This is a genomic window from Acidithiobacillus ferrivorans, from assembly GCF_016250455.1.
Classification (GTDB): domain Bacteria; phylum Pseudomonadota; class Gammaproteobacteria; order Acidithiobacillales; family Acidithiobacillaceae; genus Acidithiobacillus; species Acidithiobacillus ferrivorans.
Genome location: NZ_CP059488.1, coordinates 2661113 through 2674583, shown reverse-complemented (window position 1 = coordinate 2674583; position 13471 = coordinate 2661113). Strand labels below are relative to the sequence as shown.

Here is a 13471-nt window from a genome sequence, read left to right as displayed (position 1 = left end):
TCATTGCTCGGCAAGATCGTACAGAGGATGCTTATTGCATCCACGCACGGACCATGCGCGCCAGGGGGCAGGCACCCGCGCAGCAATTTGTTGTGCGGAAATATTATCCGCTACCAGCCCGAAAACACAGGCGCCGCTACCCGTCAAACGAACATCATGCACGCCCTGATTTTTTAGCCAGCGCGCACCATGTTCGACTTCCGGGTAGCGGGCGCACACCGTAGGTTCCAAGGTGTTTTCCGTCGCCCCGCCGAGAAACGCGCCTATTGTGCTGGGCACATGATGCCGTGTCAATTCAGGGGCAGTGAAAATCTCCCGGGTACTTACGAACACCTGCGGGTGCAGCAGCACATAGTGACTTTCCGGGAGGGCGTCGAGCACTTGCAAACGCTCGCCCACACCCTCCGCCCAGGCACTACGTCCGAAAATAAATACAGGAACGTCAGCACCGAGGCTGGCACCAATTTCCATGAGTTCTTCGCGGCGTAGACCGGTACGCCACAGCCGATTGAGCACGATGAGGGTGGTAGCGGCATTCGAGGAGCCCCCGCCGATACCCCCACCCATGGGCAGGATTTTATCAATGTGAATATGGACTCCTTCGTGGACAGCGCCGACATCGGCCAGGCATTTCGCGGCGCGGATACTGAGATCGTCCGCTTCCGGCACGCCTTCCGGTCCGCCGCTGCGGGAAAATTGCCCGGCGGGGCGCGAGTCAAACTGGAGTTGGTCAGCCAGATCGATAAACTGAAATACGGTTTGCAACTCGTGATAACCGTCGCTGCGCTGGTCGACAACGCGAAGCATCAGATTCAGCTTCGCGGGTGCGGGATAATTTTCGCTCATGGGACGCTGTGGCCTCCCATACGCCACTGGGTGATGGCGAGGCGTAGGGTGATGCCCCCCGGACCCGTGGCTTGGAGCAGTTTGGGCATGGTCAGGCCGCCTACTGGCGCATATTGGAGATAATGAATCTGCCAGGGGCCGCTGTGGAGTACGGTGGGCAGACCGGCTGGATTCTGCTGTTCAGTTACCGCCGCGCTGCGCAGGCCAAGCATCCAGTCCGGCAATTCACTTGCGGGTAGTTCGACGTGGAGGACCAGCGCGAGGAGGGCGTCCAGATTGTTTGCTTGTCGTGTTTCGCCATTGGCCAGTTGCAGATGTGCGCCTTGCGGGTCGACTTCGATGCGCGCGACCGTACGGCCGAGAGGATCATAAATGGAAAGTTCCTGGTGGTGGGGGGACTGCTTCCAGCGGAATCCGAAATCTTTGCTCGTTTTCGGTGTGCTGAGAGCGGCCTGTCCACTAGCTTGCCAATATTTCAGGCTGGCGACGACCTGATTTCTCTCGGTCGTTGACAGGACGATGTGAGTGGACGGCTGGATGGGGGGCGTGGTGGCACAGGCGGATAATACGCCGGTGAGCAGGAGTGCGGCCAGTGTGCGGATCGGTCTCCGAGCTGCGCGCGGAGCGAGTTGCCTAAAATAAGAGGCGGTCATGGCTGGTGGGCCAGATCGCTTTTGAGGGTGGCATCGTCCGGGTGTTTTTGCAGCGCACTTTGCCAGACCTGCCGGGCATCTGTGTGGCGCCCTAGTGACCAGAGAACTTGCCCGAGGTGTGCGCTCACCTCGGCATTGTCAGGTAAGGCCGTATGGGCTTTCTGCAGATACTCCAGAGCCTGGAGGTTGTCGCCCTGCACGTGCTGCAGCCAGCCGATACTATCCAGAATCTCGGGATTGTCAGGATTCAGGCTCAATGCTTTGCTCAGTAACTTTTGTGCTTCGGCCAGGTTGCTGTGCCGTTCGACCAAACTGTAGCCAATGAAGTTGTAGGCTTGTGCATGATCCGGTGCGAGGCGGATAACTGTACGCATGGCTTTTTCCATGGCCGGATAATCGTTCAATTGCTCATAGATGGTGCCTTGCGCGTACCAGAGCCCAGGTTGGTTCGGCATGCGCTGCAAGGCCTGCCTGACTACCTGTAGGGCTTGGTGAAGATGGCCGCTGTCTTGCAGCAGGTTTGCTTCCAGCAGCGGAATCTCTGCCTCATGCGGGCGCGCGGCCGCCAGGGTCTGCAGTTTTTTGATGGCTTTGTCGTGATGACCCAACAGATATTCCACGCGCGCGCTGCGCAGCTCTGCCTCAGGATACAGAGGGCCGGAATGAATGCGCTGGTACCATTGCAATGCTTCGGCCCAACGATTCTGTGCCTCGTAGAGGCGCCCCAGATAGTAGAGCGGTGCGGGGGACTGGGGTGCCAGCGCGCGGGCGCGCTGCAAAGCAACTTCCGCGTCTTTCCAGTTGCCCCGCTCGACGTCCATAAGGCCGAGAGAAAGGATGATATCGGGGTCATCGGGGTTTTGTCGTGCCATGTTCTGGTAGAGGCGATAGGCCTGTGTCAGGCCACCCATTTTGAGGTAGAGCGCAGCCAGATATAGACGGGCGAGCGTGGCCTCCGGGTGGCTGGCCGTGAAACTTTGAATGCTATGCAAAGCGGCAGTAGTGCCTTGGGTGGCTTGCTGTGCTTCGGCGAGACTGATGGCGGCTTCCTGCCAGTCCGGACGGAGACTGAGCGCTTTCACCAGCCAGGGGATGGCGTGTTCTGCTTGTTTTTCATCGAGATCAATACGTCCGAGCGCATAATAGGCGGCTGCGGATTGCGGGTCTTTGTCGGCTAGCGCACTCAACAACCGCCGCGCCTCACCGCTGCGCCCGTGGGTCACCAGTAATTCAGCGAGTTGCAGGGTGACTTTCGGGTTGTTGGGAAAGCGGGCAAGCGTGGCCTGGAGTAATTGAATGGCTTGCTCATCCTTACCCGTGGTGAGGAGCAGCGCGGCTTCAAACTGATCTGCTTGGGCGTTCCTCGGGGCGGTCTCGCGCCAGCGCTTGGCAAGTTGCAGAGCACCTGGAAAATCGCCAAATTGCGCGGTGATCTGTGTGGCGCGCCCGAGGACATTGGCTTCTGGCGCCAGCTTGGCGGCTTCCCGCCAGGCCGGGACGGCCAGTTGTGGCTCCCGTTGCACGGTGGCGAATTCGGCTACTAACAGATAGTAGAGCTGCTCCCCGGTCATGCCACCCGAAGCGGAGTCGGCGGCTGCACCTCCGGCGGCGAGGCTAAGTACAATCCCTGCCACGATGCCCCCAAGCCTACTCCTCATCTACCCATTCCCCGCATTTTTTGCCAGCAGGCACAATAACCGCTAGGGACTTGGCTTGCAATCCTGTCCGGTGTCGGCGACAATTCAGCCCCTTCATCGTCGCTCTGCAGGGACGGTCGCTGCTATTTTCTGCCTTGGTCTAAGTCATCATACTGCCCCTATCGCGGTCCGGGAAAAAGTCGCTTTTTCTCCGGAGAACCTTGCTGTGGCCTACCGCTACTTGCTGGAGCAAGGGTTGGCCAGGGAAACCCTGATCGTATCGACTTGTAACCGCACGGAAATTTATGTGCACGGCGGGCAGGGCTACCATCGCCAAGCCGTGCAAGACTGGCTCTGTCACTTTCACGGCGTGGACCCGCGATTGCTGGATGGACATATTTATTACTCCAGCGATGCGGAGGCCGTGCGCCATCTGTTTCGCGTGGCCTGCGGGTTGGACTCCATGATCATCGGCGAACCGCAGATCCTTGGTCAGGTCAAGGATGCCTATCAGGCTGCTGCGGATAGTGGTGCCGCCGGGCCGGTGCTGAATCGCCTGCTGCATTGGGCTTTCCGCGTGGCGAAGCGGGTGCGGTCGGAGACGGCCATCGGTTCAGCCCCGGTCAGCGTGGCCTATGCTGCCGTGAGTTTGGCCAAGCAGCTGCTGGGCAGCCTGGAAGGCAAGTCGGTGTTGCTGATCGGCGCCGGGGATACCATCGAATTGGTGGCGACTCATCTGCGCGAGCATGGGGTGGGGAGTTTTGCCGTAGCCAATCGCAGTGCAGAACGCGGCCAGCAGTTGGCCGCGAAATTTACTGGCAATGCCCATGCTCTGGAGGCCATCCCGGAGCTCCTGCATGACGCCGATGTGGTGGTGAGTTGCACGGCGAGTCTGTTGCCCATAGTTACGCTGGAAACAGTCTCTGCAGTTATGGTACGGCGGGCGCAGAGGGATCTGATGCTGGTGGATCTCGCCGTACCCCGGGATATCGCCCCGGAAGTGGAAGGTGTTGAGCAATGTTTTCTCTACACACTGGACGATCTGAATGACATCGCCCAGGCGGGCATGCGCGCACGCCGCGAGGCGGCAGCGGTAGCAGAGCTGATCATTGCCGATGAGGTCGGTGAGTTCCAGCAGTGGCGGGAAAGCCTGGATGTGGTGCCCGCCATCCGTCGCCTGCGTGATCATGTGGAGGAGCGGCGCCAGGAAGAGTTGCAGCGCTTTACGCATTACTTGAATCAGGGGCAGGACCCCTTCGCGGTACTGGATGCTTTTTCCAAGGCACTGATGAATAAAGTCCTTCACGATCCCATTGCAACCCTTCGCCAGCCTTGTCAGGATGCGACCAACGAAAGTCTTGTCGCGGCACTCGATATTCTCTTTCATCTCAGTGACGCCGAAGGATGAGTCTCAGCCCGCGTTTGCAGGGCCAACTGGAGCAGTTGGCCTTTCGCTTCGATGAATTGAGTCAGTTGCTGGCGCGCCCGAATGTGGCGAGCGATGCGCAGCGTTTTCAAAGTCTTTCCAAAGAGTTGGGGGAAATCGGCCCGGTGCTGGACCTGCTGCGTCGTCATGAGCAACGGCGGCAGGATCGAGATGACGCCGAGCGCATGCTGATGGACGAGCGGGATGCGGAACTGCGTGCCATGGCCAGTGAAGAAGTGGCGGCGGCACAGGCAGAACTTGATCGGCTCGAAGAGTCCCTGCGGGTGCGCCTGCTGCCCAAGGATCCCAATGATGACCGTAACGTTTTCGTCGAGGTGCGGGCGGGGACTGGTGGTGAGGAGGCAGCACTTTTTGCGGGAGTGCTGGCCCGGATGTATATCCGCTACGCCGAGAGTAAAGGTTTTGCAGTGGTCACCCTTTCCGCCTCCGATTCGGAACGGGGTGGCTACAAAGAAATCGTTCTGGAAATCAGTGGCCGCGGCGCTTATTCCCGTCTGAAATTCGAGTCGGGTGGGCATCGGGTACAGCGGGTGCCAGAGACCGAGGCGCAGGGCCGTATCCATACTTCCGCCTGTACGGTAGCGGTGCTGCCCGAGGTGGATACGGTAAGTGAGATCACCATCAATCCCACTGACTTGCGCATCGATACCTACCGGGCCAGTGGCGCGGGCGGGCAGCATATCAATAAGACCGACTCCGCTATCCGCATCACCCATATCCCCTCCGGTTTGGTGGTGACTTGTCAGGAAGACCGCTCCCAGCACAAAAACCGGGCGCGGGCCATGGCGCTGCTGCAGGCGCGTCTGCTGGAACAGGAGCAGGAGAAACAGCAAAGTGCGGCGGCGCAGACCCGGCGCCTGCTGGTGGGTTCCGGAGATCGCTCCGAGCGTATCCGTACCTACAACTTTCCGCAGGGGCGAATCACCGATCATCGAATCAATCTTACGCTGTATCGGCTGGAGGCGGTGCTGGCGGGGGATCTTGACGCCGTGATCGAACCGCTGATCAAAGAATATCAGGCCGATCTTCTGCAGCATCTGGGTGATGACCTCTGATTCGGGCGTAACGCACAATCCATCGCGCAGTCTGCGCGACTGGCAGGATGTTCTGCGCGACCAACTGCGTGTACTGAGCGATCAACCAGAGCAGGAGGCACGCTGGCTGTTGGCCGCCGTCCTTGGGCTGGATGGGGCGGCGCTGCTGCGCAATGCGTTGCTGCCAATTTCTGCAGAGGAGGAAGCACGGATTACCGTACTGCTCACGCAGCGCCTCGCAGGTAAGCCCTTGGCCTACTGTTTAGGTGAGTGGTCATTCTACGGGCTGGATCTGTGCGTGGCCCCTGCGGTGCTGATCCCTCGTCCGGATACTGAGACATTGGTGACTCTGGCCCTTGAGGGATTGGCAGAGAATACCGCAGCGCGGGTGCTTGATCTTGGTACAGGTTCCGGGGCCATTGCATTGGCCATTGCCCAGGCGCGACCGCTGGCGGAGGTCTGGGCTGTGGAGCGCAGCCCGGCGGCGTTACATGTCGCGCGCGCCAATGGTGCACTTCTGGCGCCGCAGGTGCACTGGCTGGAGGGCGACTGGTACGCACCACTGGATAGCGCCTTGCGTTTTGATCGGATTGTGGCCAATCCCCCTTACCTGGCCGATAACGATCCCCATCTTCCTGATTTGTGTCATGAGCCTTGGGATGCCCTGGTGGCCGGTCCCAGCGGTCTGGAGTGTCTGGAACGCATCATTGCCGGTGCGTATGAGCGACTTTCGCGGCAGGGCGTGTTATTGCTGGAGCATGGCCCGGATCAGGGGAACGTAGTGCGCGGTTTGCTCAACAACGCTGGTTTCGGTGCGGTGCAAACCCGCCGTGATCTGGCCGGGCGCGAACGCGTGAGCAGCGGAACAAGGACTTAACCATGCCCGAATTGCCTGAAGTCGAAGTCACCCGCCTGGGTATTGCCCCCCATCTGCTGGGACAGCGTCTGGAGGGTGCCGTGGTGCGGGATGGTCGCCTGCGTCTGCCGGTGAACGCCGATCTTGCCGGGCGGGTGGCCGGGCAGCGCCTGTTGAGTCTCCGGCGACGGGGCAAATATCTTCTGCTCGACCTGGAACAGGGAACGATCCTGATCCATCTGGGGATGAGCGGACACCTGCGCGTCCTCCCGCAAAGCACCCCGGTGCAGAAACATGATCATGTCGACCTGCTCTTTGCCGACGATCTGTGCTTGCGCTTCCATGACCCGCGCCGTTTTGGCGCCGTATGCTGGCTCGCCGATCCCGACCAGCATCCATTTCTCCGACATTTGGGGCCGGAACCGCTAGGCGATGATTTTACAGCAGAATACCTGTATCAGCGGAGCCGAAGCCGACAGGTGCCGATTAAATCCTTTCTCATGGATGCCCATATCGTCGTCGGCGTCGGCAATATTTACGCCAATGAGTCTTTGTTTGCAGCGGGTATCGATCCGCGTCGCCACGCGGGGCGGATCGCTCTGCAGCGCTATGGGAAGCTGGTGCAGACAGTGCGCGATATTCTGGAGGCAGCTATTGCCCAGGGCGGAACGACCCTGCGCGATTTTACCCGGCCCGATGGCAGAAATGGCTATTTTCGACTATCTCTTGCGGTGTATGGACGGGAAGGGGAATCCTGTACGCAGTGCGGGGCGCTGTTACGTGGTATCCGTATCAGTGGCCGAGCGACGACCTATTGTTCCCATTGTCAGCGCTGACCAGTCGGGAGTACGCATGAGTAAAGAGCATATGTTGGAGACATCCCCCATTCTGCAAGGGCTGCGCGCGTTAAATAATTGGCGGCAAAAAGTGATTGATGGTCTTCATGAAATGGCGGCGCTGACGGCAGATCTGGGCTTGCTGCCCAGCGGGACCATGCTGCAGCTGGAAACATTGGCTTATGAAACGGAGCAGGACAGCCTGCGTATCGCTTTTGTCGGCGAGTTTTCGCGCGGCAAGACCGAGTTGATTAATGCCCTCTTTTTCTCGGATATGGGGGGGCGTCTGCTGCCCTCCAGTTCCGGTCAGACAACTATGTGTCCGGTGGAGATTCGTGGCGCGCCACAGGGGCGGCCCGAGTTACAGCTCCTGCCCATTGCCAGTCGTAGCCTTGATGTCAGCATCGAAAAACTCAAAAAGGCGAGGAGCGCGTGGACGCGATTGCCGCTGGTGCTGGAAGAAAAAAACGAACGCAGCCAGGCGTTGGCCTATCTTACGGAAACGCTTTGCGTGAGGATTGAAAATGCTCGCCGCATTGGACTCTGCCCGCCGTTCAACCGTACACCCAAAGATCGCGAGCGCACGGTTTGTCCCTCCTGTGGACTCAACAAAGTGCTCATTCCGCGCTGGCGCCACGCCTTGCTTTATCTGGCGCATCCTATGCTGGATGCCGGTCTCACGGTGTTGGACACCCCCGGCCTCAACGCCATTGGTGCAGAGCCAGAACTGACTTTCGGCATGCTCGCCGATGCCGATGCCATTATTTTTGTGCTGGCTGCGGACACCGGCGTTACCCAAAGCGACTTGACCATCTGGGACCAGTATCTGATACGTAATGCCCACCAGAAGCAAATTGTGCTCCTCAACAAGATTGACACCCTCTGGGACGAATTGCGTGATTGGTCGGGAGTGGTGGCAGAAATTGAACAGCAGGTGGACAAAACGGCGGAACGGTTATGTATTCCTCGTGAGCAGGTTATCCCGGTTTCCGGTCAGAAGGGGCTCGTCGCCCGAATCCGCCAGGACCCGGAATTGCTTGAACGCAGCGGGATGGCATCCTTGGAGCATACCATCGCTGCGGTGCTCTTGCCCGCACGGCGAATGGCCATTCAAGCAAAGTGCCAGTTCTTGGTGGAACACGCCATTCTCGATCAGAAAAATTTGTTGCATGAGCAGATTAATAGAATCTCGGTGCAGATGGAGAGCATGCGCAGCCTCAAGGATCGGACGGCTGAGAAAGTGCCCGAACTGGTGGCGCAACATCAGCGGTTACTCCAAAGTTTTGAGAAAGACCGGTATGCCTTCGAGGAAAAAAAGGCGGCTTTCCGTCAGGCGGTTGAAGAGTGCCTGCTTGTTCCCTTAGCGCCGGCTTCTTTTGATTTTGTGATCAGCAACGCCAAAGCGGAGATGCTTTCCGTATGGACGACTGCAGGTATCGTCGAACGTTTCAGACTGTTCTTCGAGGAGGCCATAGCCCATTTTGATAAAGCGCTACAAGGTGCGCAGCAGGTGTCGGCACTGGTGGCTGGGGAGTATCAGGTGTTGCAGAACCGTTATCGGTTGCCTGTGTTGCGGACGGTGCCCTATGCCATCATGCCGCGACGGGCGGAGCTCGTTGGTATGGCGGAAAGTTATGAGCGATTTGGGATGATGCTGGAGATCGCTATGAACACCCAGAGTGCCGTAGTGCGCAAGGCCTTCTTGACCGTAGCCAGTCGAACCCGCGATTTCGTCGTGGAAACCAGACGGGAAGTAGAGACCTGGGTAGATCAGATCATGGCGGTCATGAACCAGCAACTGCAGGTTTTTCACGACAATGCCGAAGAGGAACTCAATGCGTTGCAAAGTATTGCTCAGACCGTGGGCAATATTGATACCCGCATTCAGCAACTACAGCAGAGCCTGCAGATTGCGCAGGAGCAGATGGCCCGTCTCGACCATGACTCGGCGCCATTGCTCCATCTGTTGCAGGAATCGCTCAGCACTGTTTCGTAAGCTGCAGAAATTTTTGTTCCAGAGTTTCCGGCGACTCTGCATGGTCGGGGTCGCTGAGGATGCAGTCGACAGGGCAGACCTCCATGCATTGCGGGGTGTCATAGTGACCGACACACTCCGTACAAAGATTAGGATCAATAACGTAGATCTGCGGGCCCATGCTGATGGCGTTGTTGGGGCATTCCGGTTCGCAGACATCGCAATTGATGCACTGATCGTTAATGAATAGGGACATTACATCCTCCTCTAGGCACCCTTGTATTCTACTTTTCTGTAAGCCTGGGGTCCATGCCGACACAAAAGTGCTGCTTTAAGGCCGTGGCCACGGCGGGCTGGACGAAGGCGTCCACATCTCCCCCCAGACGGCTGATTTCACGCACGAGGCTGGAAGAGAGAAAAGTGTACTGATCGGAGGTCATCAAGAAGAGGGTCTCTATCTGGGCATTCATGCGCCGGTTAATGGAAGCCAGCTGAAACTCATGCTCAAAATCCGATATGGCGCGCAGCCCGCGCAGGATCAGATGGGTCTTTTCTTCCTGAAGCAGGTGAATCAGCAGTCCAGGAAATGGCCGTACCCGCACCCCTGGAATCCCGCCTAAAGTTGCCTCGGCGAGCGCGACCCGTTCTGCGAGAGGGAAAATAGTTGTTTTCGCCGTTTGGGCGGCTACCGCCACCACGACCTCGTCAAATAGTGCAGCGGCGCGCCGCACCAGATCTTCATGACCATTCGTGATGGGATCGAAGGTGCCGGGATAAATAATGCGGCGTTCTGTGTGAGGCTTAGTCATGGGGGGGCTCCGGCAAAATGGTATAGAGAGTATGGTGCGAATCGCCGCAGCGGCCGCGCCGATAAGCGCGCCAATGATTGGGGATGGCGGCGTCATCCCATTGTTCGGCAGCGGAGGTCTCCAGATACAGCCAGCCTTCTGCGGCGAGCTGCTGACCATTCCACAATATGGGGGCCATCCGCGTAGGCCAACCTTGGTCGAAGGGCGGATCGGCAAAGATGATATCAAAGGATCGGGGGCAATGTTGCAGGTATCCCCATGCATCTGTGCCAGCTAACTGCTGTGCTACTACACCGCAGGCGGCCAGATTCCGGGACAAGAGTTGGCGGTGTTGTGGGTCTTTCTCGACGAAGACCACTTCGCGCGCGCCGCGTGACCAGGCTTCCAGTCCCAGCGCACCGCTACCTGCAAAAAGATCCAGCACCCGTGCTCCAGCCACCTGTCCTCCCAGCCAGTTGAATAGCGTCTCGCGTACCGCACCCGGTGTGGGGCGCAGGGAATGACCGGCTGGAGTGAGCAACCGTCGCCCGCGATGGCGACCCGCAATAATAGAGACGCTCATACAGGCTGATCCCGCGGCAAGAAACGCCGCTCATGGCGCGCTGCGGCATTACACGCATTGTTCGATTCCGCCCTTCGGTGGATAATGAGGAAATTCATAGTGTCTGAGGTCTGCCTAGCCAATGGTGTTTGACTGGTTCAAGCGTAACAAAAGCCTTCCTGTGGGGGAAACGTCGCCCGCTATAGCAGAAGAGTCCGCGCAGGCAACAGCCTTTTACGATGTGCCGTCGCCAGAAGTGCCGACGCTCGCTGACACACCCGGAAAAGGGCTTGTCTCCCGTCTTCGACAAGGCCTGACCCGAAGTCGGGAACAACTGGTCGAGGGTGTGGGGCGTCTGGTGCTCGGTAAAAAGGTCATTGATGCAGAATTGCTGGATGACCTGGAAGCCTTATTGCTGCAAGCTGATCTGGGCACGGCTGCAACCCGGGAAATCATGGACAGCGTGACGGAACGGGTACATCGCAAGGAACTCATGAACCCCAACGCGCTCCAGGCGGCATTGCGCGAGTCGCTCCTCGATATCCTGCGTCCCTGCGCGCAACCGTGGTTGCCCGAGAAGGGGCGTTCTCAGGTGTTGCTTATGGTGGGCATCAATGGGGCGGGCAAAACGACCACCACCGGCAAGCTGGCGGCACACTGGAAGGCAGAGGGTTTCGGCATAGTCCTCGCTGCCGGAGACACCTTCCGCGCCGCCGCCGTAGAGCAATTGCAGGGCTGGGGTAAACGGGTGCAGGTGCCCGTGGTGGCGCAGGGGACGGGTGCGGACAGTGCTTCCGTGATCTTCGATGCGCTGACTATGACCCGTGCGCACGGCAGCGACTTGCTCATCGCCGATACCGCCGGACGCCTTCATACCCAGGGCCATCTCATGGAAGAGTTGAAGAAAATCAAGCGGGTCCTTGGCAAACAGGATCCAGAGGCGCCACAGCAGATCTGGCTGGTGCTGGACGCGGGCACCGGCCAGAATGCTCTTAATCAAGTGCGTCAGTTTCACGATGCGGTAGGGTTGACGGGTATTTGTATCACCAAACTGGATGGCACCGCCAAAGGTGGCGTGGTGGCGGCTATTGCCAAGGCCCTGCCCATCCCTATTCGCTATATCGGTGTTGGTGAGCAGATCGAAGATCTACGTCCTTTTGACCCCGAATCTTTTGTCGATGCCCTTTTTGCGGAGTCGAAGTCATGATCGAGTTTATCAACGTCACCAAGCATTACCCGGGACGGCATCACGTCCTCCGCGAGGTGAATCTGCATTTGCGTAAAGGCGAGATGGCCCTGCTGACGGGGCCTTCTGGTGCTGGTAAAAGTACACTACTCAAGTTGCTTCTGCGGTTGGAAGATGTCAGTCGCGGCACGCTGATGGTTAATGGCGTCGATGTCTCCACCCTCAGGCGCCGTCATATTCCCGCCTACCGGCGGCGGATCGGTGTCGTCTTTCAGGACCATAAGCTGCTGATGGATCGCGATGTGTTCAGTAATGTAGCGCTGACCTTGCAGGTGGGAGGCCTCACGGGCCGGCAGATACAAAGCCGGGTACGGGCGGCGCTGGAGAAGGTGGGGCTGGGGGATCGGGCGCAGGATTTGCCCGCGACCCTGTCTGGCGGTGAGCAGCAACGTGTGGGTATTGCCCGTGCTATCGTCCATACTCCAGAAATTCTGCTGGCGGACGAACCGACGGGTAATCTGGATAACTCCCTGAGTACGGAGATTCTTGATCTCTTTCGCGACTTTCATCACCATGGAACGACCGTGCTGGTGGCCACCCATGATCAATCGCAAGTCAATCGCCTCGGCCTGCCGGTATTCCACCTGGAACAGGGCCATCTGCACACTCATGAGGAGGACAAGGCGTGAATCTCCACATTCGTCTGGAAGCGGCAAAAAATGCGCTGAATGCGCTGATCAAACAGCCGGTGGCCACGCTGATGACTGTGCTGGCGCTGGCTATCGTTCTGGCGCTTCCGGTGGGTCTTTTTGCTGCCCTCAACAATCTCCAGCAGTTGTTGGGGCACTGGCGGGATCAAGCGCAGATCTCCCTCTTTTTGCACCAGGAGGTCTCTGCCGCAGAGGTTCAGAAACTCCAGGCCCTCCTCGAACGCGGCACCGGGGTGGTGAGCGTGCGTTATGTGGGCAAAGAGGCGGCGCTGACGGAGTTTGAGCACCAGGCCGGGATGACGGCGGCCATCCAGACCTTAGGTGAAAATCCTTTGCCAGCCTCTTTTGTGGTCGAACTGAACCCGCTGGCGCAGAGTCCAGCTGCGCTGCAAACATTAGTAGTCTATTGGGGCCAGCAACCGGGAGTAGCCAGCGCGCAATCAGATCTGCATTGGGTGGCGCGTTTGCAGGCGATTCTTGCCTTAGGTAAGCGCGCGGTGTGGATTCTCGCAGGATTGCTCGCCGTGGGTGCCATCCTGGTCATGGGGAACACGATTCGCCTGCATATCGCCCAGCGGCGTGACGAAATCGACGTGGCGAGTCTGGTAGGGGCTACCCGCGCCTTCATCCGGCGTCCCTTTCTTTATCAGGGCCTGTTTCAAGGGGCGGTCGCCGGGATGATTGCCTGGCTTATTGTCGCTATTACGGTAACCGTTTTGCAGGGGCCGGTGGAACAATTAGCAGAACTCTATGGGACCAGATTTCACTTGCTGGGTCTGAATTCCAGGGAGGGTCTTATGCTTATCGCCGCCAGTGCGCTTCTCGGTTGGTTGGGGTCGCGCCTTGCAGTGGGGCGGCACCTCGACCATACTTTTTCCTGAGGCCTGACTCCGCAAAACGGAACATGCGGTCGTATTCGGAGTCCAACTACGCGTGACGGT

At 58.7% G+C, this 13471-nt stretch carries 14 protein-coding genes; 8 read left to right on the top strand and 6 right to left on the bottom strand.

Translation table 11 applies throughout. From position 1 onward, the window contains the following. From ispE to H2515_RS13315, 3 genes are read right to left on the bottom strand one after another with little or no spacing between them, the layout of a single operon-like run. Nucleotides 1-846 carry a 4-(cytidine 5'-diphospho)-2-C-methyl-D-erythritol kinase gene (ispE, locus tag H2515_RS13325; protein WP_198660369.1) on the bottom strand — a complete coding sequence of 282 codons (846 nt, stop codon included), beginning with the start codon at nucleotides 844-846 and terminating at the stop codon, nucleotides 1-3. Next, the gene (gene lolB / locus H2515_RS13320) at nucleotides 843-1499 is read right to left on the bottom strand and encodes a lipoprotein insertase outer membrane protein LolB (RefSeq protein WP_198660368.1); all 657 of its coding nucleotides are present in this window, start codon (nucleotides 1497-1499) and stop codon (nucleotides 843-845) included. Before lolB ends, ispE begins: the two co-directional genes overlap by 4 nt. Beyond that, nucleotides 1496-3133 (bottom strand): tetratricopeptide repeat protein, encoded by a 1638-nt coding sequence (locus tag H2515_RS13315; protein WP_232821397.1) that lies wholly within the window; start codon nucleotides 3131-3133, stop codon nucleotides 1496-1498. The genes lolB and H2515_RS13315 overlap by 4 nt, the downstream gene beginning before the upstream one ends. Before the next feature lie 94 nt (nucleotides 3134-3227). Between H2515_RS13315 and hemA the strand changes: the two genes are divergently transcribed. From hemA to H2515_RS13290, 5 genes are read left to right on the top strand one after another with little or no spacing between them, the layout of a single operon-like run. Then, nucleotides 3228-4544, top strand: coding sequence for a glutamyl-tRNA reductase (gene hemA / locus H2515_RS13310; RefSeq protein WP_014028023.1), 1317 nt, complete (start codon nucleotides 3228-3230; stop codon nucleotides 4542-4544). Next, entirely contained in the window at nucleotides 4541-5638 is a 1098-nt protein-coding gene (prfA, locus tag H2515_RS13305) for a peptide chain release factor 1 (RefSeq protein WP_035191948.1), read from the top strand. Before hemA ends, prfA begins: the two co-directional genes overlap by 4 nt. Further along, nucleotides 5628-6494, top strand: coding sequence for a peptide chain release factor N(5)-glutamine methyltransferase (prmC, locus tag H2515_RS13300; RefSeq protein ID WP_198660366.1), 867 nt, complete (start codon nucleotides 5628-5630; stop codon nucleotides 6492-6494). The genes prfA and prmC overlap by 11 nt, the downstream gene beginning before the upstream one ends. A 2-nt stretch (nucleotides 6495-6496) precedes the next feature. Then, nucleotides 6497-7309: a bifunctional DNA-formamidopyrimidine glycosylase/DNA-(apurinic or apyrimidinic site) lyase gene (gene mutM / locus H2515_RS13295; RefSeq protein ID WP_065413169.1), complete on the top strand. Its 813-nt coding sequence runs from the start codon at nucleotides 6497-6499 to the stop codon at nucleotides 7307-7309. Nucleotides 7310-7325: 16 nt separating this feature from the next. After that, nucleotides 7326-9305: a dynamin family protein gene (locus H2515_RS13290; RefSeq protein WP_198660365.1), complete on the top strand. Its 1980-nt coding sequence runs from the start codon at nucleotides 7326-7328 to the stop codon at nucleotides 9303-9305. Here the strand turns inward: H2515_RS13290 and H2515_RS13285 are convergent. From H2515_RS13285 to rsmD, 3 genes are read right to left on the bottom strand one after another with little or no spacing between them, the layout of a single operon-like run. Continuing rightward, complete coding sequence (locus H2515_RS13285; protein ID WP_065413167.1) at nucleotides 9289-9540, bottom strand: YfhL family 4Fe-4S dicluster ferredoxin; 252 nt, start codon at nucleotides 9538-9540, stop codon at nucleotides 9289-9291. The two genes, H2515_RS13290 and H2515_RS13285, sit on opposite strands and share 17 nt — an antisense overlap. Before the next feature lie 28 nt (nucleotides 9541-9568). Then, complete coding sequence (gene coaD, locus H2515_RS13280) at nucleotides 9569-10093, bottom strand: pantetheine-phosphate adenylyltransferase (protein ID WP_035191943.1); 525 nt, start codon at nucleotides 10091-10093, stop codon at nucleotides 9569-9571. Then, the gene (gene rsmD, locus H2515_RS13275; protein ID WP_065413166.1) at nucleotides 10086-10655 is read right to left on the bottom strand and encodes a 16S rRNA (guanine(966)-N(2))-methyltransferase RsmD; all 570 of its coding nucleotides are present in this window, start codon (nucleotides 10653-10655) and stop codon (nucleotides 10086-10088) included. The genes coaD and rsmD overlap by 8 nt, the downstream gene beginning before the upstream one ends. A gap of 121 nt (nucleotides 10656-10776) precedes the next feature. On the opposite strand from rsmD, the gene ftsY reads away from it, so the two are divergent. From ftsY to ftsX, 3 genes are read left to right on the top strand one after another with little or no spacing between them, the layout of a single operon-like run. After that, the gene (gene ftsY, locus H2515_RS13270) at nucleotides 10777-11841 is read left to right on the top strand and encodes a signal recognition particle-docking protein FtsY (RefSeq protein ID WP_198660364.1); all 1065 of its coding nucleotides are present in this window, start codon (nucleotides 10777-10779) and stop codon (nucleotides 11839-11841) included. Next, nucleotides 11838-12509: a cell division ATP-binding protein FtsE gene (gene ftsE / locus H2515_RS13265; protein WP_198660363.1), complete on the top strand. Its 672-nt coding sequence runs from the start codon at nucleotides 11838-11840 to the stop codon at nucleotides 12507-12509. Before ftsY ends, ftsE begins: the two co-directional genes overlap by 4 nt. Beyond that, nucleotides 12506-13411, top strand: coding sequence for a permease-like cell division protein FtsX (gene ftsX, locus H2515_RS13260; RefSeq protein WP_198660362.1), 906 nt, complete (start codon nucleotides 12506-12508; stop codon nucleotides 13409-13411). Before ftsE ends, ftsX begins: the two co-directional genes overlap by 4 nt. The last annotated feature ends 60 nt before the right edge of the window (nucleotides 13412-13471 follow it).